Genomic DNA, 17,598 nt, shown 5'->3' on the forward strand with positions numbered 1-17,598 from the left:
ACGCTCGCCGATGGGCCTTCAGCTTTCCTGAAGTTGCGCGCATGGAGTTGCACGTGGAGCCGCGGAACGAGGCATCGCGGCGCACTGCCGAGACCTGCGGATTCGTGCGCGGGGAATTGTTGCGCGGTTGGCTGCGGATCGGGGCCGAGCGCCGTGACGTGTTCGTCTACACTCGAATCGCCCAGCGCAAGGCGGAAGATGTTGAATTGGAATCAATTACACGTTGAACCGGAACTCCACCACGTCACCGTCGGCCATCACGTAGTCCTTGCCCTCCATGCGCACCTTGCCCGCGGCCTTGGCGGCGGCCATCGTGCCCGCGGCGTCCAGGTCGTCGAAGGACACGATCTCGGCCTTGATGAAGCCCTTCTCGAAGTCCGTGTGGATGACGCCGGCGGCCTTCGGCGCGGTGTCGCCGCGGTGGATCGTCCAGGCCCGCGATTCCTTGGGGCCGGCTGTCAGGTAGGTCTGCAGGCCGAGCGTGTGGAATCCGGCGCGGGCGAGAGAGCGCAGCCCGGGCTCGTCCTGACCGATCGAGTCGAGTAGTTCCTGCGCGTCGGCCTCGTCGAGTTCGAGCAGTTCGCTCTCGACCTTCGCGTCGAGGAAGACCGCGTCGGCCGGCGCGATCGCGGCCCGCAGTTCGTCCTTACGGGCGTCGTCGGTCAGCACGCCCTCGTCGGCGTTGAAAACGTAGAGGAACGGCTTCGCGGTCATCAGATGCAGCTCGCGAACCGCGGTCAGATCGAACGAATCCTTTTGTGAGAACAGCGTTTTGCCCGAGTTGAGGATCTCTTGGGCCTTCTGCGCGGCGGCGACCGTCTCGACGAGGTCCTTGTTCTTGCGGGAGTCCTTCTCCAACCGCGGCAGCGATTTCTCGATGGTCTGCAGGTCGGCGAGGATCAGCTCGGTCTCGATCACGCCGATGTCGGATAGCGGGTCCACGCGGCCGTCGACGTGCACGACGTCGTCGTCGGCGAAGACACGGACCACCTGGCAGATGGCATCGGCCTCACGGATGTTCGCGAGGAACTGGTTGCCCATCCCCTCCCCCTCGGAAGCGCCCTTGACGATGCCCGCTATGTCGACGAAGGACACGGTGGCTGGGAGGATGCGCTCGCTGGAGAAGATTTCCGCCAGCCGATCGAGGCGCTTGTCCGGGAGCTCGACGACGCCGATGTTCGGCTCGATGGTGGCGAACGGGTAGTTCGCCGCGAGCACGTCGTTGCGGGTCAGAGCATTGAACAGGGTCGACTTGCCGACGTTGGGCAGTCCGACGATTCCGAGGGTGAGACTCACGGGCGCCCAGTCTATCGGCCGCGCACGCGGGGACGGCGGGCGCAGTCGTCGGGCGCAGTGGACGGGGCGTCAGTGCCAGGGGGTCCGCGGCCGGACGCTCGGGCCGGCGATCACGTCGCCGTCGACGTGCCCGGGTCCTGCGCCGGCGCATCGTCGGGCGGATCGTCGTCCCGCACCTCACCAGCGTGTGCGCTGACCGGCGTGTTCGTCGGCGGCAGCGTCTCACCGGCGCGTTCGGCGATCTGTTCGTTGAGATACCGCAGTATCACCGCCAGCGCAGCCGCCGCGGGCACGGCGAGAAACGCGCCCGTGATGCCGAACAGGGTGCCGCCGAGCGTGACGGCCAGCAGCACGATCACCGCATGCAGATCCATCGACTTCGACTGCAACCACGGCTGCAGCACATTGCCCTCGAGTTGCTGCACGGCGAGGATGATGCCGAGGACGATGAGCGCCGTCGTCAGCCCGTTGGAGACGAGCGCGATCAACACGGCGAGCGCACCCGCGACGAACGCACCGACGATCGGGATGAAACCGCCCAGGAACGTGATGACCACCAGCACCCCGGCGAGCGGGACACCGAGGATGAACAAGCCGGCACCGATCAGGGCGGCGTCGACGAAACTCACGATGGCCTGGGTGCGGATGAAACCACCGAGGCTGTTCCACATCCGGGTCAGCACCTCACCGATGTGCGTACCGGACGGCTTGCCGGCGGTGCGGTCGAGCCACGGGATGAACTTGGGACCGTCCTTGAGGAAGAAGAACACCAGGATCAGCGCAGTGAACAGGGTGACCAGGATCGAGGTCGCGGTGCCGACACCGCTGAAGACACCTTCGGCGATGCTCGACGCGCTCGACTGCAACTTGTCGGTGACCGTGCCGACCATGTTGTCGAGTTGCTCGTCCTTGACGTTCAACGGCGGTCCCTGGATCCAGTCCTGGAGCTTGTGCACACCGTCTGTGGCCCGGGAGGCCAGCTCCGGCGCCTGGCTCACGATGCTCGGCACGATGAGGCTGATGACGCCGGCGAACACGCCGACCGCGAGGAGCATCATCACCAGCGATGCCGCTGCCGCGGGGACACCCCGGTTACGCATCCACCGCGCCGGCGGCCAGAGCACGGTGCACACGATGATGGCGAACAAGACCGGGAGCAGGATCACCCAGAGCTTCCCGAGGACCCACATCAGCACCCAGAAGGCCGCGACGACCAGGACGATCTGAAGACTGACGACCGCCGACGACCGCAGGCCCGACAGGACCACCTGCGCGCGGGTCGGAGGTGCGGTCACCGTCGTCGTCGACGACTCGTCCGACGGCCTCCCGGACCGTTTCGACGTATCCGATGTGCCGGGAACATCCGCTTCTTCTGCCACGCAGAGATCGTCACATACTCGCTGCGCGCGTGAGTCGTTCCGACGGTGTGTCGCCCGTCGGGCGCGTCACGGCGGGCCGGACGTCGGCGCGAGCGGCCCTGACGCATAAGGCGCTAAGAGTCAGTGCCGCTTGAACTTGCGCTCGACGTAGCGGACCAATTCGTTGACCGCCTCGAGTTGGAGCACCATCGGCGAGATCGGCTGCGCCGAGCAGATCGGGTCGAGCATCGTCGGCGCGGCGTCGTCGGGCCGGGTGGTCGTCGACGCCGAGCCGGTGCGAGCCGGCGCACCGCCGGCGGCGGCGTACCGCCTGGCTTGTCCGCCGCGCGCCGAGGCTTGTCGCCGAGTCCCGTGGCCGCAGGCCTTCTCGATGGTCTCGGGTCCGTACAGACCCATCATGATCTCCAGTCCCCACGCCGGGAGTTCGGACAGGGCTGGTTCGCGGCTCCGACGCCATTGTCGGTCACCATCGAACGGTGTGTTCATGACCAACATCGTGCCAGGGAATGTTAGCTACGTCACTCAAATGGCCGATGAGCGGGCCGTCGCATCACCATGTCCGATTCCCGCCAGGATTATCGGACGATCACTGTCACAGTGGTGGGGTGACCACCGCGATCCGCACTCCCGACACCCTCGAGTTCGACCGCTGCTATCGGGCGGTCTCGTCCCGGGACGCGCGATTCGACGGCCAGTTCTTCGTCGCCGTGCACACCACCGGCATCTACTGCCGGCCGTCATGTTCGGCACAGACCCCGCGCCCGCACAACGTGCACTTCGTGCTGACCGCGGCCGCCGCACAGCAGGAGGGTTTTCGTGCGTGTCGTCGGTGCGCCCCGGATGCGGTGCCCGGTTCGCCGCTGTGGAACTGCGGTGCAGACCTGTCGTCGCGAGCCATGCGGCTGATCACCGACGGTGTCGTCGAGCGGGACGGCGTCGACGGTCTCGCCACGCGACTCGGTTACACCCCACGGCATCTCAACCGCGTCCTGGCCGCGCAGCTGGGCGCCGGTCCCCTCGCCCTGGCCCGCGCCCATCGGGCCGCGACCGCGCGGGTCCTGATCCAGTGCACGGCGATGCCGATGTCCGACATTGCCTTTGCCGCCGGATTCACCAGCGTGCGGCAGTTCAACGACACGATCCGCGAGGTGTTCGGCCTCACCCCGAGCCGACTGCGGACGCTGCCGTCGCCGTCACGGACGGCGGAGGCATCGGCCGTCGGCGAGGTGACGCTCCGGCTCGCCTATCGACCGCCCCTCGATACCCGTTGGCTCCACTGGTTTCTCGCGTCGCACGCGACCGCGGGAGTCGAGATCGTCGACACGCTCGATGACGGTCGTTGGCGATACCGGCGTGCCATCGACCTCCCCCACGGCCCGGCGCTGGTCACGGTGGAGCCCACGCCCAGCCATGTGGTCGCCCGGATCGCGCACCTCGACATGCGTGATCTCGCCGTCGCCGTCAACCGGATCCGCCGGCTGCTCGATCTCGACGCCGACGCCCAGAGCACCGACGCGGCGCTGGGCCGTGATCCGATGCTCGCCCCGCTCGTCGCCGACGCACCGGGCCTGCGGGTGCCCGGAGCGATCGACCCGGCCGAGACTCTGATCCGCACCATGATCGGGCAGCAGATCAGCGTCAAGGTCGCCCGCCATCACATCAACCGCCTGACCGGCGAACTCGGTCGGACACCCCGGTGGGCGACCGAAGCCGGGCACGATCGGCGAGGTTCTGGTGTCGAGGACGGCGACGCCGCGCACTGGCTCCTGTTCCCGGAACCCGCCGCGATCGCCGAACACGGGCGTCGCATCCTCACCGGTCCGCGGCGTCGGGTCGACGCCGTCATCGGAGCCGCGTCGGCGCTCGCGGAACACCGGATCGACCTGCACCCCGGCTGCTCCACCGACGACATGCGCACGGCTCTGCTGGAATGCCCCGGGGTCGGACGATGGACGGCCGACTACGTCGCGATGCGCGTCACCGGCGACCCCGACATCCTGCTCGATCGTGATCTCGTCGTCGTGCGTGCCGCCGAGCAACTCGGCGTCGACCTGCGCGACGGCGCACCCGGATGGTCGCCGTGGCGTTCCTACGCATCGATGCACCTGTGGCGTCGCCGATTGTCGGTGACCGAGGCAATACTGCGCACAGAGATATCGAGTGTGCCGACGTCGACGCGACAACCCCACGCGGGCAACCCACCGATCGCCTCGGCGATCGACCACCTCACCTCGCCGGTCGACACCGGCCGAGCCGGCACAAGGAGCACGATGACCTCCACCATCACCACCCCGTCCGACACCATCACCGGCAGCGCAGCCGGGACGACCCCCGACACGGACGACACCACGACCGCACAGTGGACATCGGTCACCACCCCCGACGGCACCTTCACGGTCGTGGCCGACGCCGAGGACCGTGTCCTCGCCTCCGGGTGGACCGACGATCCCGACTACCTCGTCGCACTCGTCCATCGGAGCCTGCGGCCCGAGTTCGTGCGCCGCACAGACGGGCTCGTCACGGTCCGGGACGCCGTCGAGTCCTACTACTCGGGCACGCTCTCGGCGATCGACACCGTGGAGGTTCGCCAGCAGTCGGGTCCGTTCCTGATGCGGGCCTGGACCGAACTCCGGACCGTCACCCCGGGGGATCCGGTGACCTATACCGAGTTCGCCGAGTTGTCCGGGGAACCCACCGCGGTCCGCGCCGCGGCCGCCGCCTGTGCACGCAACGCCGCCGCCCTGTTCGTGCCGTGCCACCGGGTGTTGCGCAGCGACGGGACCCTCGGCGGATTCCGGTACGGGCTGCCGATCAAACAGTCGCTGCTCGATCGGGAAGGTCGGCGCGAGACCGACGGGACCGCGGGCTGAGAAGTAGCGAGCGGAGGAGTAGCGAGCGCCGAGCGAGCCGCGACACTGTCGTACCCGTCGAGCACGATGACGGCCATGAACACCTCGGTCGTCATCGCCCTCATCGCCGGCATGCTCGTCGGGCTCGTCATCGGGTGGCTGGCCAACGCCTCGCGGTCCGCCGCGGCGCTGGCCGCCGCCCGGGCCGAGCTCGACGGCATCCGGGAGGCGCAGGCGATGGTGACGCACTCGCTGTCGTCGGCGTCCGAGGAGGCGGCCCGCCGCCAGTCGTCGGCGATCGGCTCGCAGGTCGCCCACATCGTCGATCCGCTGCGCGGGGTGCTCGCCCAGTTGTCCGACGAGCTGCGGAGGACCGAACACCATCGGGTCAGCGCCTACGCCGGGCTCACCGAGCAGGTGCGGGGTATGCACGCGATGTCGGCGCGGTTGTCCGACCAGACACGCCAGCTCTCCAATGCGCTGCACACACCCCACGTCCGCGGGCGATGGGGCGAGTTGCAGCTGGAACGGGTGGTCGAGCTCGCCGGTATGTCACGTCACTGCGACTTCAGCACGCAGGTGTCGGCCGACGGACCGTCGGGGGCGGTACGACCGGACATGGTGGTCCACCTCGCCGGCGGCCGCGACATCATCGTCGACGCCAAGGTCCCGCTGCACGCCTATCTCGCAGCGGTCGAGGCCGGCGATACCGGCGTCGCCGGACCTCATCTCTCCGAGCACGCGCGCGCCGTCCGCGCCCACATCGCTCAGCTGTCGTCGAAGGCTTATTGGTCGGCGTTCGAGAACACCCCGGAGATGGTTGTGCTCTTCCTCCCCAGCGACCCGGTCCTCGAAGCGGCCGTCCGAGCCGACGCCGAACTGATCGAGTACGGCTTCGCCAAGAATGTCGTGCTCACCACCCCGGCCACCCTCGTCGCGCTGCTGCGTACCGTCGCCCTGGGCTGGCGTCACGACGCGATGGCTCGTGACGCCGCCGCCATCCATCAGCTCGGCACCGAGCTGCACCATCGGATCGGGGGTGTTCTGGGTCACCTCGATCGACTGGGCGGATCACTTCGCCGGGCCGTCGACTCTTTCAACTCGACGGTGGGCGCCGTCGACAGCCGGGTCGCGGTGACAGCCCGCAAGCTGGCCGAGTTGGACGCACTCGAGGGTGAGTCGGAACACACCGTCGCCGCGCCGGTCGACATCTCGGTCCGCAACGCGGGAGGTATCCGGACCAGCGAGGACGCCGATCGCGACGACCGATGGGCAACATCACCCGGGGGTTAGCGGAAATCGGGGGTTGACCCGGTACCGTCAACATGTGTCTTCTGCCCAACAGCGTTCAGCGGTGCCGCTGGATCAGCAGTCCGTGCTCCCCACGGTCCGCGGTCTCCCCTGGTGGGGTGCGGTGCTCGTGGCGACGGTCATCACCGGCATCGGTGCTGTGATCGACGCGAGCAACACCGACGCTCTCGGCGCCATCTTCAAGTTCTGCTATCTCGTCGGCTGTGTCGCGGCGGCTCTGGCCGTCCGCCGGCGCGCCCTGTTCACCGCAGCCGCCCAGCCTCCTCTGATCGCCTTCCTTGTCGGCATCATCGCGCTCTACACGCTCAACGCCGACCGGGCTGGGTCAGGACTGAAGAGTCTGATCTTCCGCGTGCTGTTGCCGATCGCGAACGCCTTCCCGTGGATGGCACTGACCTTCCTGGTCACCCTCGCGTTGGTCGTGGCCCGGTGGTACCTCACGCGCGATCGATCGACGGGGACGCGCAGGCGTGCCGCGGGATCGTCGACATCGAAACAGGCCTCCACCGCGAGGAAGCGATCCGCTCCTGCCACGGCGACAGCCGGGGCGAAGGACACCGATCAGCGCGCTTCGGGCACCGAGCGACGGTCGCGGACGACGGCGGAACGTGCCGCCCGGTCTGCCACACCGCGCAACCGGCAGACCGAATCCGGCGAGCGCACTACGAAGACGCCCGGCCCCACCGCCGACGCGAAGCCCCGCCGGACCTCGACACCACGTCCGGACAGCACCGCCGCCGCGGCAGCGCCGGTCGCGCCCGCTCCGAGGCGCCGGGCGACCGCCGGCGCCGTATACCGCGCCGAAGCGGGTGAACGCATCAACGGCGTCGACGAGGATGATCCCGCGAGCCCCGACGCCCAGGCGATGGCCGATCCCCGGCCCACTGCCGCGGCCGTCCGCCCACGCCCGTCGTCGGCGAGCGGTGACCACGCGCGATACGAGTCGTCGACCCGACAGGCTCCCACGCGGCAGGCACAGACCCGGCAGGCATCGACGTCCGGCTACCCCTCGACCCGGGCGCGCAACCGCGGCTGATCGCCCGATCAGCGTCACTCACCGCGGACCGCCGGGGAGCACGCCTTTCCGACACCGTCGATCGGCTCACCAGACCCGATCGACCTCCAGCCACTCACCCAGCTGTCGCGCTGCAGCGTCCACGAGTTCGGGCCAGTCCAGCGCACCCTCGTCGGCGCCGTCGCTCACCACCTTCACCATTCGGCACGGCACCCCGAACTCAGCACTCACATGCGCCAGGGCACATCCCTCCATGTCCACGAGGTCGGCGATCTGCGCAAGCGTCGCGCGTCGCGCGGGATCGGCGACGAACGTGTCGCCGGAGGCGAGGACGGTGCCGTCGCCGTCGGGCAGTTCCCACCGGTCCACGACCGGATAGCCCATCGACCGGAGTTCCGCGCTGCTGATGTCATGCTCGACGACCACCGACGGGCAGAACAGACCGGCATGGTGATCGTGCAGGGACCCTGCGGTCCCGACGTTGACGACGCTGCGCACCGGGGGTTCGCGGTCCACACCGCCGGGGTCGTGACCATCTGCCAGTACGGACTCGGTGAGGACCCGGGTGAGAGCGGACGCGGCACGGACCTTGCCGATACCGGTGATGAGCAATCGGGCACCGGAGGGGACATATTTCGCCTCCGCCCGCGTGGCGGCGACGACCAGGACGGAACGATCGATGGACACGGACCGACGCTAGCGCCCACCGTCGGCGAGCGCGACGCAGGCCCGCGCCGCACGCCCCAGAGCCGACCCGTACGTCGGACCGTGACCGGCGGCATGGACGGCCAGCGGATGCAGCTGGTGCAGCGCCACCCGGTCGTGCCATCCCGCCCGCAGCGGATGCACCGCCTCATAGCCCGCCACGATGTCATCGAGCAGTGGGCATCCGAACAGCGCGAGCATCGCCAGGTCGGTCTCCCGGTGCCCCCCGTGTGCGGCGGGATCGATCATGACCACGCCGTCCGACGTCCAGACGACATTCCCCGTCCACAGGTCTCCGTGGATGCGCGACGGGGCATCACCGTCGTCGAAGACGCCGTCGGCGATCAGGGTGCACGCCTGGCGCGTCGCGTCGACGTCGTCGGCGCCGATGTTGCCCGCGTCGATCGCCGGCGCGAGATACGGCAACACACGCTCGGCAGCGTAGAACTCACCCCATCCGGAATGTGTCCGCGAACTCAGCGGACGCTCACCGATGAACTGGTGGCCGTCGAATCCCTCAGGTGCGGAGCCGAATTCGGCTGCACCGGAATCGTGCAACCGGGCGAGCGCACCGCCGAACGCCTGGGCCGCACGGCGGGTGGGACGTGCGGACTCCAGGCGATCGAGCTCGATGAAGTCCTCACCGACGTCGACGACGCCCACCACAGGACCACCGCCGGCACCCAGCCAGCGCAGACCCGCCGCCTCGGCACGGAAGAAGTCGGGGTCGACGTCGCGACGCTGTTTCCGGAAGACCGAGGTCATCCGGAGGTGACATCGGTGTCGGTGGTGTCGTCAGGGGCTGTGAGGCCGGCACGTTCCGACGACCGCGCAGTGGCCTTCGCCAGACGGTCGAACTGATCATTCGCGACGCGCATCGCGATCTCGTAGGGCAGGGCGAATTTCCGCGACCACCAGTACCCGAACCGGATGTCGAAGGAGGTGTAGACGAGGAAGTGGTTCTTACGAATACCTTTCAGGATCGCGTCCGCAGCCTTCTCGGGCGAGACGGCCGACTTGTGGAACTGGTTGATGGCGGCTTTCACCCGTCGGTCGTCCCGATTGATGCCGACGATGTCGACGGACTCCACGAGCGGGGTGTCCACACCGCCGGGGCACACCAGCGACACGCCGATCCCGTGCCGACGCAGGTCGAAGCGCAAGACCTCCGATACACCGCGCAGGCCGAACTTGCTGGCGCTGTAGGCGGCATGCCACGGCAGGGCGAGCAATCCCGCCGCCGACGACACGTTCACCAGGTGTCCCCCCTGCCCGCGCCGGATCATCTGCGGGACAAAGCATTCGATGATGTGGATCGGACCCATCAGATTGACGTCGACCATCGTGCGCCAGTGCCGATGCTCCAGGTTCTCGACGGTCCCCCACGCCGAGACTCCCGCGATGTTCATCACCACGTCCATGACGCCGACCTCGGCATCGACCTGGTTGGCGAACGACCGCACCCAGTCGTGGTCGGAGATGTCGCCGGCCTGGTGATAGACGACCGACCCGCCGTCGGCCCCGATCTCCGCCACGGCCGCGTCGAGTGCGTCCGGATGGAGATCGGTCAGCACCAGATGCGCGCCGTCGTCGGCCGCCGCCTTCGCGGTGGCCCGCCCGATCCCGCTCGCCGCACCCGTGATCAGGACGGTGCGACCTGCCAGGGTGGGCACCGGCGTCTTCATCACGATCAGATCTTTGAGCCCCATGGCCCCACCCTAGTGGCGATCACGAGCCCCGGCATCGACCTTCGACGACAGGCCGGGCCCTCAGCCGATCGGCAGCTTGCCACCGAACAGGCCGTAGACGATCGAGAGCATGGCCCTCAGTACCTCGGCCGACACGTCCTGACCCTGGCCGAGGAGGAGTTGGGCGATGGCCTGCGGGTCCTCGGTGCCGAGGAGCTGTTGCACGAAGGGGATCACCGATGCCAGACCCGAGTCGTCGGTCGTGCCGCTCGGCGCTGTCGTCGTCGGCGGATTCGCGGTACCCGAGGTCCCACCGGGCGCCGACGTGCTGGGCGCACTGTTGTCGGGCGCACTGTTGTTGGGCACCGAAGGCGCGGCGGCCGGTCCGCGGACGTAGTTCATGATGCCGTCGGTGATGGCCATGGCGTACTTGAGTTGGCCGTCCTTGCCCGAGAGTGCCGCAGCCTCACCGGGATTGGACAGGTTGCCCATCTCGATGAACACGGCCGGCACCTTGGTCAGGTTCACCGCCGCGATGTCCGAGCGGGTCTGAATCCCCTTGTCGACCCCGGCGTAGTTGGCCGCCGGGAAGCCTGCCTTCAGGAAGGCGTCGCGCATCGTCGTCGACGCCGTGCGCCCGTCGCCACCCTGTACGCGGTTCACCGTCGCATCCGGCACCGGCAGCGACGGGACGATCATGTGGAAGCCCTTCTTCGACCCGTCGGACCCTGCGGTCGTCGAATCGGCGTGCAGGCTGACGGCCACCGCCGCACCGGACCGACTGGCGGCAGCGGCCCGCTGGTCGACGCATCCACCCCAGCCGGTGTCGTCGGGACGGCTGAGCACGACGCGGGCGCCCTGGCTCTCGAGTCCCGACTTCACCAGTTGGGTGATCTGCCAGTTCACCGTGTGCTCCTTGGCGCCGTTCACCGCGGTGGCCCCGGTGGTCTGGCAGTCCTTCTTCCCGCCACGACCGTCGGGCACCTGGGCGTTGAGACTGTGTCCGGCCGAACTCCCCTGATGACCTGGATCGAGGAAGATCGTCTTGCCGGCCAGGATGTTGACCCCGGGGGCGGCGCCCGCGGTGGGTGCCGTCGCCGTAGTGACGGCGATCGAGCCGGCCACGACCATCAGTGCCGACACCGCGGTCGCCATCATTCGTCGGCGGAGCAGCCCTCCATGCCAGACAGGCACACGGCGGGTCATCACACTCTGGATCGTCATCTGCTGGGTCATCCTGCGTCGCTGGGTCATCACACATCGGACGCCCTCGGCCGACCTGCGGTCGGATCGGGCGCCACACTCCCTTCCAAGATGCAACACTGGCCACATTAGTCACATTCGTACCAAGTGAAACAGGCCGCCGGCTGTTTTGAAAATTCGCGACCTGGGCCGATCGAAACCGTTAGGGAGCTGTGACCAGGTGCCGGGTGATGCTGAGAATGCCGTGCTCATCAGGCACACCATCGTCGACAGCGCAGGTCAGGGCCGTGTGGACCGCGTCAGGGTCCACGCCGGCGCCGATCACGACGATGGACGTGGCCCGCTGTGCACCGCCCCACGCTCGCCGCTCGACGCGGACGAACCCGCCGACACCGTGGACGATGAACTTCTGACGATGGCCGGGGACGTCGAACGCGACCACACCCTTGATGCGGTAGCACCCCGCAGGCGGACGTTCGAGGAATTCGGCCAGTCGACGCGGATTCATCGGGGCGTCGGAGACGAACTCGACCGACTGATAGCGCTCGTGCAGATGGTCCCGGTGGTCCTCGCCACCCGAGGTCGGATGCGCGTGTGAGTCCTCGGCAAGCAGTTCGTCGAGCGTCAGTTGCCCGTGGCGCGGTGCGGAGTCGTCGCCCGACCGGCGACGGGCGTCGAAGAGCATCTCGGGATCGACGACGGCGTCGGCCGTCGCGATCATCGGAGCAGTGTCGTTGCTCGCCGCCACCAGTGCACGGACGTCGGCGATCTGCGCCTCGCCGACGAGGTCGGTCTTGTTGACGACGACCAGATCGGCGATCTGGATGTGCCGGTCGATCTCGGGATGTCGCACACGCAGATCGGCGAACTGTGCGGCGTCGACGACGTAGACCAGGCCGCCGTAGCGCAGCCGCGGGTCGGCGAAGCCGGTGATCATCCGGATCAGTGCCCGGGGTTCGGCGATCCCGCTGGCTTCGATCACGATGGCATCGATCTGCGCAGACGGCCGCAGCAGGCGGGTGAGCGCATCCTCCACCCCGTCGGCGTCGACACTGCAACACATGCACCCGTTCGACATACTCACGGTTCCGTCCGTCTGCCCGGCGATCAGCATCGCGTCGATGTTGATGGAACCGAAGTCGTTGACGAGGACTCCGATCCGCGATCCGGACGCCTGGCGTAACAGGTGATTGAGCAGCGTCGTCTTCCCGGACCCGAGAAAGCCGGCCACCACGATGACGGGCACCTGCCGACGACTCACCGGTGCCGCTCCCCCACCGCGGGCTTCTCGGCCTCGCCGGTCGGACCGACGTCACCGGCGACCTCGGATTGACACGACGGGCACAGCACCGCCAGTTCCCGGCCCAGCGCATCCGGGAAGTTCGCGACCGCATTCGTGGCGGTGCCGCATCGGACACAGGCGCCGACGACGGGCGCGTCATCCGAGAAGTCCACGGTCATCCGCTCGTCGAACACATAGAGGGAGCCCTGCCACAGCCCCCGGTCGCCGAACTCTTCGCCGTATCGCACGATGCCGCCGTCGAGTTGGTACACCTCCCGGAATCCCCGGGCCCGCATGAGACTCGTGAGCACCTCGCACCGCACGCCCCCGGTGCAGTAGGTGACGACCGGACGATCTTTGAGGTCGTCGTAGCGACCGCTGTCGAGCAGCGGGACGAAATCGCGGGTGGAGGTGGCATCTGTGATGACGGCACCGTCGAAGTGGCCGACCTCTGCCTCGATCCGGTTGCGACCGTCGAAGAAGACCACCTCGTCACCCCGGTCGGCGACGAGGGCGTGGACATCCTGCGGACTCAGATGGACCCCGCCGCCGACGACACCGCGGGAATCGACCGCCACCTCGCCGGGGACACCGAACGTCACGATCTCCGGACGCACGCGGACGCTCAGGCGAGGGAAATCGTCACCGCTGCCATCCGACCATTTGATGTCGGCATTCTTGAACGCGGGATAGGACCGCGTCGCCTTCACGTACTTTTTCACCTGGGTGATGTCGCCACCGACCGTGCTGTTGATGCCGTGAGGTGACACGATGATCCTGCCCCGGAGACCGTGCTGTTCACACACCGATTGCTGCCACAGCCGGATGGCCTCCGGATCCGCCAGCGGTGTGAACACGTAGAACAACACGATCTTGGGGGTCGACACAGTGCAAGAGTACGGACACCCGGGACACCGATCGCGACGCGTCTGGGGCATTCTCGCCGGTACCGTTCTCGCCGCGGGAGTGTTGTCGGCATGCTCGGTGCCGACGGAGACGACACCGTCGCAGATCGTGATCCCGCCGACCGATGTGTTGTCGACGGAATCCGAGATCACGACCACCACGACCACATCTCAACTCTCCGACGACGACACACCGGTCGCCGCATTGCCCAACTGGACCTATGGGCGGGTTATCGCTCTCGCGCCCCGCGTGGACAATTCCCGGTATCACCAAGGGTCGGTCACCCCGGAATCTGCATTGGTGGACACCTCACGGTTTCACTTCTCGAATCCCAGCCGTAGCGTGAACTGTTCGACAGGAACCAATGGAACAGCAACGCTGGCTTGTCGCATCAACACCGAAAGGCGCGGGACTCCACCTCCCGACACGCCGACGACGTGCCAGTGGGCCGGAAATCTCGTGATCCTCCACTCCGATGGTGCCGAGGACGGCGCGTGCTCGAACCGCTATCCGGCTCTCTACCGGAGTTCAATCGTCGACTACGGGTACACGATTTCCGTGTCACGATTCTCGTGCCTCGTCGAGGTGTCGGGAGTGTTCTGTCTGGAATCACGCTCGAAATCCGGATTCGCCCTCACACCAACGGGTTACCGCGCAATCGAAGCCGCCGACCGCGCACCGGCCGCATTGGTCGGCCTGCCCGGATCCGCCACCGCCGACGACGGGCCGGCAAACAGTTCTGAACCCGAGACCAGAAACGTCCCTCCGCCCACTTCGTGACCGATCCCGCCTTGCCTCCGGATGCGTTCTTTGCATACCCCGAGGAATGGCGAGGTTCTCAGGAACTCCTTAATTTGTAAGGTCTAGTATGTGTTCGACCAACAAAGTGAATCAAAGGTTGTTGCCCCGTCAGCCCAGACTTTGCGTACCACGACTCGTTGGTCGGGACAATTCACGCGAGAACAGATTCTCACCACGAGGACAGGGAGTTCACCATGGCGAAGAAGGAAATCGTTCAAGTCATTGATGACATCGACGGCAAGGTCCTCGACGATTACGAGACCGTGCGCTGGTCGTTGGACGGAAAGACCTACGAATTCGACACATCGGCGAAACATGCCGCGCAGTTCCGCGATTCTCTGACGAAGTACGTCTCGGTTTCGCGGGTCACGTCATCGCGTGGCGTGAAGCGTACGACTCCGATCTCGACGACGCGGAGCAAAGAACAAACGAAGGCGATTCGCGACTGGGCGAACAAGAACGGATACGACGTCAGCGATCGTGGCCGTATCCCGCTCAGCGTGATCGAGGCATTCGAGGCCGCGCACTGATCGATGGCGGCACACGCCGCCGACTCACGCCGCCATCGGTGGCCTACGACAGGCCCGGTCCGTTCCACGGACCGGGCCTGTCGTCGTACCGGCCCGGCCGCAGGGATCGTTCACCGCCATTCCCGGCATCACCCTGCCTACGATGACCCCGTGACGACGTTCGCGTTCATACCGGGGGCCGGTGGAGACGCATGGGATTGGCATCGGGTGGTCGCGGAACTGGCCGGGCGCGGACACCGTGCGGTCGCGCTCGCGCTGCCCGCCGCGAACCCCGACGCCGACTTCGACACCTACGCGGACGCGTGCATCGACCAGCTCACCTCGGCAGGCGTCAATCCGGTGGACGACGACATGATCGTCGTGGGACTCTCGCTGGGCGGTTTCACCGCCCCGGTCCTGGCCGCCCGTCTGGGCGCGGACGGGATCGTGTTGGCGAACGCGATGATCCCGAATCCACGCGAGACCCCTGGGCACTGGTTCTCCACGAGCGGCGCCGGACCGGCCCGCGCCGCATTGGCCGCAGAGCAGGGTCGCGTCCTCGGCGACGATGTCGACATGATGGCCGAGTTCTTCCACGACCTCCCCGCCGACCTCGTGGCCCAGGCCATGAGCCGTCCCGAACCCGAGCAGGCAGAGGACATCATGAGCTGCCCGACCCCGTTCGACGAGTGGCCGGCCGCGATGCGGGTCATCACCGGACGCGACGACCGCTTCTTCCCACCGGACTTCCAGCAGGTCATCGCCCGAGAACGTCTGGGCGTCGACCCGATGGTCGTGCCGGGAGGTCACCTCATGGGACTGAGTCGGCCTATCGAGGTCACCGACGCGCTCCTGACCGGCTGAGGGCGCTCGCGTACGGCCATGTACCGAAGCGGGTGCCACTCCAGGCACACCGATCACACCCGCTTGATCACGAGCCCCGTCATCGCCGACAGTGCGCCGGACAGGACGATCACCGCCCCACCGGGCCTCGCCGGAGGGCCGGCCTTGTCCTTCAGTGACGACCACCCCGTCGTCGTAAGGTCCGCGCTCCGGATCTCCTGGTCGGCGCCGAGTCGCAGCTTCACCGTGCAGGTCGAGACCTGGAGCGCCAGATCGACTGTCGCCGTGGTGAAGACCGCCTTCGAGAAGTCGACATCGAGCGTGCCCCAGGAACCGCTGACCAACATCTCCGGTGGGACCTGCCATCCGCCCTTGCGTCGCAGGGTCGTCCAGTCGATGTCCCACTCCGTGCGGCCGGCCGGTGTGACGGCCGTCGACGACGTCGCGGTCGGACGGGCATCCGGGAACAGCATCGCGGCGTTCGGCAGGTCGGCGAGCAGCGCACGCAGGTCTCCGCGGGTACGTGCGGCGATGACTGCCTCCGAGCGTTCCTCGAACTCGATGATCTCCAGATATCCGGACGAGAACGCATCGCTGAGCAGGCTGGTCGCCCGCTCGCGCTCCGGGTGTCCGACTCGGACGTCCTGGTCTTCGACGCTGTCGGCCATGCCTGCCACCCTATGCGGCCACACTGCCAGCGTGAAAAGCCGGTGTGCGCGGGGGTCTGTTACGTGTCGCTTGGCGTCTCATCTACCAGCGCTCACACGACCTCGGGTGTCGACCGGGTCGCACCGCGTGCCTGGGCGTCTCGGGCAACCCGCAGGCGATCGGCGAGGGCTCCGAACGCATGTTCGTCGACCCATATGTCGCCTCATTCGCTCAACTACGGCGATCCATCGTGAAGGTTGGTTTCCTTCCCGCCTTTGTTGCGCTTGCTGACGGACCACGTCTCGCCCTCGATCAGAGTGGGATCCAGGGACTTGCGCTCGGAGTGCTTGTTGCCGTCGTCGTCCTCGGACTCGAAGACAGTATTCGGTCTCCCTCGCTACGGTGTCCTCCGAGGCCAACGGGCCGGTAGGTGCAGGGTGAGTCGCGGTGGGAGAAGACGCGACGCGGGCGGACACGGTGATCACGGTGTGACGAACCGTGGACGTGGTGGCTGTGGCCAGGCGGGATCCGCTGAGGCTGGCGGCGGCGCGGGTCAGGTTGAACGCGAGGACCGCAGACGCCGGCCAGGCGGCGTTCGCGTTGAAACTCCGCGGCGGTGCGTACGTCGTCAAGATCGGGTCGCCCCGACGATCCCGTTGCGGTGCCTTTCTGGGCCTGCTGATAACGCGTCTACGGTTGAGCGATGTTCGAGGAATCGGAGCAGGACCCGTCCATGATCGATCTCTCCGTATTCGTGGAGCATCCGCCCGCTGTCGCATGGCGCGCACTTACCGAGCCCGAGCTCATCGCCCGGTGGCTTTCGCCGACTGTCGGGTTCGAGCCAACGGTCGGTACGACGTTTATCGTTCAGGTAGCGGTACCGGACAAGCCCAACGCGGAGATGGCGTGCCAGGTCGTTGCCGCATCAGAACCCGACCATCTCGCCTACAGTTGGACAGACCTTCGGGGTGACCCGCCGCAGCGTTGGATCATGGACTATCGCCTGAGTCCACACGGGCGCGGCACCCGCCTGTTCTGGCGGATGAGCGGGTTCGACATCAAGGATCGCCACCAGAAGTTCGCACGCAACGGCATCGAGCGCTCGTGGAACCGGGTTCTGCTCCCCAAGTTCGCCGACCTGGTGAAGACGATGGGCACGTGAC

The 17,598-nt window shown here is 67.4% G+C and carries 17 protein-coding genes and 3 pseudogenes; 9 read left to right on the top strand and 11 right to left on the bottom strand.

Annotation, left to right across the window (positions count from 1 at the left end; all coding sequences use genetic code 11):
- The first annotated feature begins 41 nt into the window (after window positions 1-41).
- Window positions 42-227 (top strand): GNAT family N-acetyltransferase, encoded by a 186-nt coding sequence (locus QSJ19_RS18950; protein WP_286322544.1) that lies wholly within the window; start codon window positions 42-44, stop codon window positions 225-227.
- Here QSJ19_RS18950 and ychF read toward each other — a convergent pair.
- From ychF to QSJ19_RS18965, 3 genes are all read right to left on the bottom strand, one after another.
- Window positions 217-1,296 (bottom strand): redox-regulated ATPase YchF, encoded by a 1,080-nt coding sequence (gene ychF, locus QSJ19_RS18955; RefSeq protein ID WP_286322545.1) that lies wholly within the window; start codon window positions 1,294-1,296, stop codon window positions 217-219. The genes QSJ19_RS18950 and ychF overlap by 11 nt on opposite strands.
- A 110-nt stretch (window positions 1,297-1,406) precedes the next feature.
- Entirely contained in the window at window positions 1,407-2,591 is a 1,185-nt protein-coding gene (locus QSJ19_RS18960) for an AI-2E family transporter (protein ID WP_286322595.1), read from the bottom strand.
- A 204-nt stretch (window positions 2,592-2,795) separates the two neighbouring features.
- Window positions 2,796-3,161 carry a hypothetical protein gene (locus QSJ19_RS18965; RefSeq protein ID WP_286322546.1) on the bottom strand — a complete coding sequence of 122 codons (366 nt, stop codon included), beginning with the start codon at window positions 3,159-3,161 and terminating at the stop codon, window positions 2,796-2,798.
- 119 nt (window positions 3,162-3,280) lie between these two features.
- Between QSJ19_RS18965 and QSJ19_RS18970 the strand changes: the two are divergent.
- The 4 genes and pseudogenes from QSJ19_RS18970 to QSJ19_RS18985 form a co-directional block, all read left to right on the top strand.
- Window positions 3,281-4,819: pseudogene (locus QSJ19_RS18970) on the top strand (DNA-3-methyladenine glycosylase 2 family protein); the annotation flags it as partial.
- Window positions 4,820-5,290: 471 nt separating this feature from the next.
- Window positions 5,291-5,545: pseudogene (locus QSJ19_RS18975) on the top strand (methylated-DNA--[protein]-cysteine S-methyltransferase); the annotation flags it as partial.
- Between the two features lie 66 nt (window positions 5,546-5,611).
- Window positions 5,612-6,817: a DNA recombination protein RmuC gene (locus tag QSJ19_RS18980; RefSeq protein ID WP_286322547.1), complete on the top strand. Its 1,206-nt coding sequence runs from the start codon at window positions 5,612-5,614 to the stop codon at window positions 6,815-6,817.
- Window positions 6,818-6,851: 34 nt separating this feature from the next.
- Window positions 6,852-7,871 carry a DUF6542 domain-containing protein gene (locus QSJ19_RS18985; protein WP_286322548.1) on the top strand — a complete coding sequence of 340 codons (1,020 nt, stop codon included), beginning with the start codon at window positions 6,852-6,854 and terminating at the stop codon, window positions 7,869-7,871.
- A 66-nt stretch (window positions 7,872-7,937) separates the two neighbouring features.
- Here QSJ19_RS18985 and QSJ19_RS18990 read toward each other — a convergent pair whose 3' ends face one another.
- From QSJ19_RS18990 to trhO, 6 genes are all read right to left on the bottom strand, one after another.
- Window positions 7,938-8,537, bottom strand: coding sequence for a nucleosidase (locus tag QSJ19_RS18990; protein ID WP_502876252.1), 600 nt, complete (start codon window positions 8,535-8,537; stop codon window positions 7,938-7,940).
- Between the two features lie 9 nt (window positions 8,538-8,546).
- Window positions 8,547-9,320, bottom strand: a complete 774-nt coding sequence (locus QSJ19_RS18995) for a fructosamine kinase family protein (RefSeq protein ID WP_286322549.1) — start codon at window positions 9,318-9,320, stop codon at window positions 8,547-8,549.
- Window positions 9,317-10,264, bottom strand: a complete 948-nt coding sequence (locus tag QSJ19_RS19000; protein ID WP_286322550.1) for an SDR family oxidoreductase — start codon at window positions 10,262-10,264, stop codon at window positions 9,317-9,319. Before QSJ19_RS19000 ends, QSJ19_RS18995 begins: the two co-directional genes overlap by 4 nt.
- 60 nt (window positions 10,265-10,324) lie before the next feature.
- Window positions 10,325-11,449: an N-acetylmuramoyl-L-alanine amidase gene (locus QSJ19_RS19005; protein ID WP_502876257.1), complete on the bottom strand. Its 1,125-nt coding sequence runs from the start codon at window positions 11,447-11,449 to the stop codon at window positions 10,325-10,327.
- Between the two features lie 199 nt (window positions 11,450-11,648).
- Window positions 11,649-12,707: a CobW family GTP-binding protein gene (locus QSJ19_RS19010; RefSeq protein ID WP_286322552.1), complete on the bottom strand. Its 1,059-nt coding sequence runs from the start codon at window positions 12,705-12,707 to the stop codon at window positions 11,649-11,651.
- Window positions 12,704-13,615, bottom strand: a complete 912-nt coding sequence (trhO, locus tag QSJ19_RS19015) for an oxygen-dependent tRNA uridine(34) hydroxylase TrhO (RefSeq protein WP_286322553.1) — start codon at window positions 13,613-13,615, stop codon at window positions 12,704-12,706. Before trhO ends, QSJ19_RS19010 begins: the two co-directional genes overlap by 4 nt.
- 1 nt (window position 13,616) lies before the next feature.
- On the opposite strand from trhO, the gene QSJ19_RS19020 reads away from it, so the two are divergent.
- From QSJ19_RS19020 to QSJ19_RS19030, 3 genes are all read left to right on the top strand, one after another.
- Window positions 13,617-14,414: a hypothetical protein gene (locus QSJ19_RS19020; protein ID WP_286322554.1), complete on the top strand. Its 798-nt coding sequence runs from the start codon at window positions 13,617-13,619 to the stop codon at window positions 14,412-14,414.
- A gap of 215 nt (window positions 14,415-14,629) precedes the next feature.
- Complete coding sequence (locus QSJ19_RS19025) at window positions 14,630-14,965, top strand: histone-like nucleoid-structuring protein Lsr2 (RefSeq protein ID WP_286322555.1); 336 nt, start codon at window positions 14,630-14,632, stop codon at window positions 14,963-14,965.
- A 150-nt stretch (window positions 14,966-15,115) separates the two neighbouring features.
- Window positions 15,116-15,808, top strand: coding sequence for an alpha/beta fold hydrolase (locus QSJ19_RS19030; RefSeq protein WP_286322556.1), 693 nt, complete (start codon window positions 15,116-15,118; stop codon window positions 15,806-15,808).
- Window positions 15,809-15,861: 53 nt separating this feature from the next.
- Here the strand turns inward: QSJ19_RS19030 and QSJ19_RS19035 are convergent, their stop codons facing one another.
- Together QSJ19_RS19035 and QSJ19_RS19040 are read right to left on the bottom strand one after the other, a co-directional pair.
- Complete coding sequence (locus QSJ19_RS19035) at window positions 15,862-16,455, bottom strand: DUF1707 SHOCT-like domain-containing protein (protein WP_286322557.1); 594 nt, start codon at window positions 16,453-16,455, stop codon at window positions 15,862-15,864.
- A gap of 377 nt (window positions 16,456-16,832) precedes the next feature.
- Window positions 16,833-17,043 (bottom strand): annotated as a pseudogene (locus QSJ19_RS19040) (IS1380 family transposase); the annotation flags it as partial.
- Between the two features lie 125 nt (window positions 17,044-17,168).
- Between QSJ19_RS19040 and QSJ19_RS19045 the strand changes: the two are divergent.
- Window positions 17,169-17,597 (top strand): SRPBCC family protein, encoded by a 429-nt coding sequence (locus QSJ19_RS19045; RefSeq protein WP_286322558.1) that lies wholly within the window; start codon window positions 17,169-17,171, stop codon window positions 17,595-17,597.
- Window position 17,598 lies beyond the last annotated feature (1 nt).

The sequence above is a fragment of the Gordonia sp. ABSL11-1 genome, assembly GCF_030315685.1.
In the GTDB taxonomy this organism is placed as follows: Bacteria; Actinomycetota; Actinomycetes; order Mycobacteriales; family Mycobacteriaceae; genus Gordonia.

Excerpts from the sequence above, each read along its gene's own strand:
- QSJ19_RS18950 (WP_286322544.1), top strand. The coding sequence starts at position 42 with ATGGAGTTGCACGTGGAGCCGCGGAACGAGGCATCGCGGCGCACTGCC.
- QSJ19_RS18965 (WP_286322546.1), bottom strand. The coding sequence starts at position 3,161 with ATGAACACACCGTTCGATGGTGACCGACAATGGCGTCGGAGCCGCGAA.
- QSJ19_RS18980 (WP_286322547.1), top strand. The coding sequence starts at position 5,612 with ATGACGGCCATGAACACCTCGGTCGTCATCGCCCTCATCGCCGGCATG.
- QSJ19_RS18995 (WP_286322549.1), bottom strand. The coding sequence starts at position 9,320 with ATGACCTCGGTCTTCCGGAAACAGCGTCGCGACGTCGACCCCGACTTC.
- QSJ19_RS19000 (WP_286322550.1), bottom strand. The coding sequence starts at position 10,264 with ATGGGGCTCAAAGATCTGATCGTGATGAAGACGCCGGTGCCCACCCTG.
- QSJ19_RS19005 (WP_502876257.1), bottom strand. The coding sequence starts at position 11,449 with ATGACCCGCCGTGTGCCTGTCTGGCATGGAGGGCTGCTCCGCCGACGA.
- QSJ19_RS19025 (WP_286322555.1), top strand. The coding sequence starts at position 14,630 with ATGGCGAAGAAGGAAATCGTTCAAGTCATTGATGACATCGACGGCAAG.
- QSJ19_RS19035 (WP_286322557.1), bottom strand. The coding sequence starts at position 16,455 with ATGGCCGACAGCGTCGAAGACCAGGACGTCCGAGTCGGACACCCGGAG.
- QSJ19_RS19045 (WP_286322558.1), top strand. The coding sequence starts at position 17,169 with ATGATCGATCTCTCCGTATTCGTGGAGCATCCGCCCGCTGTCGCATGG.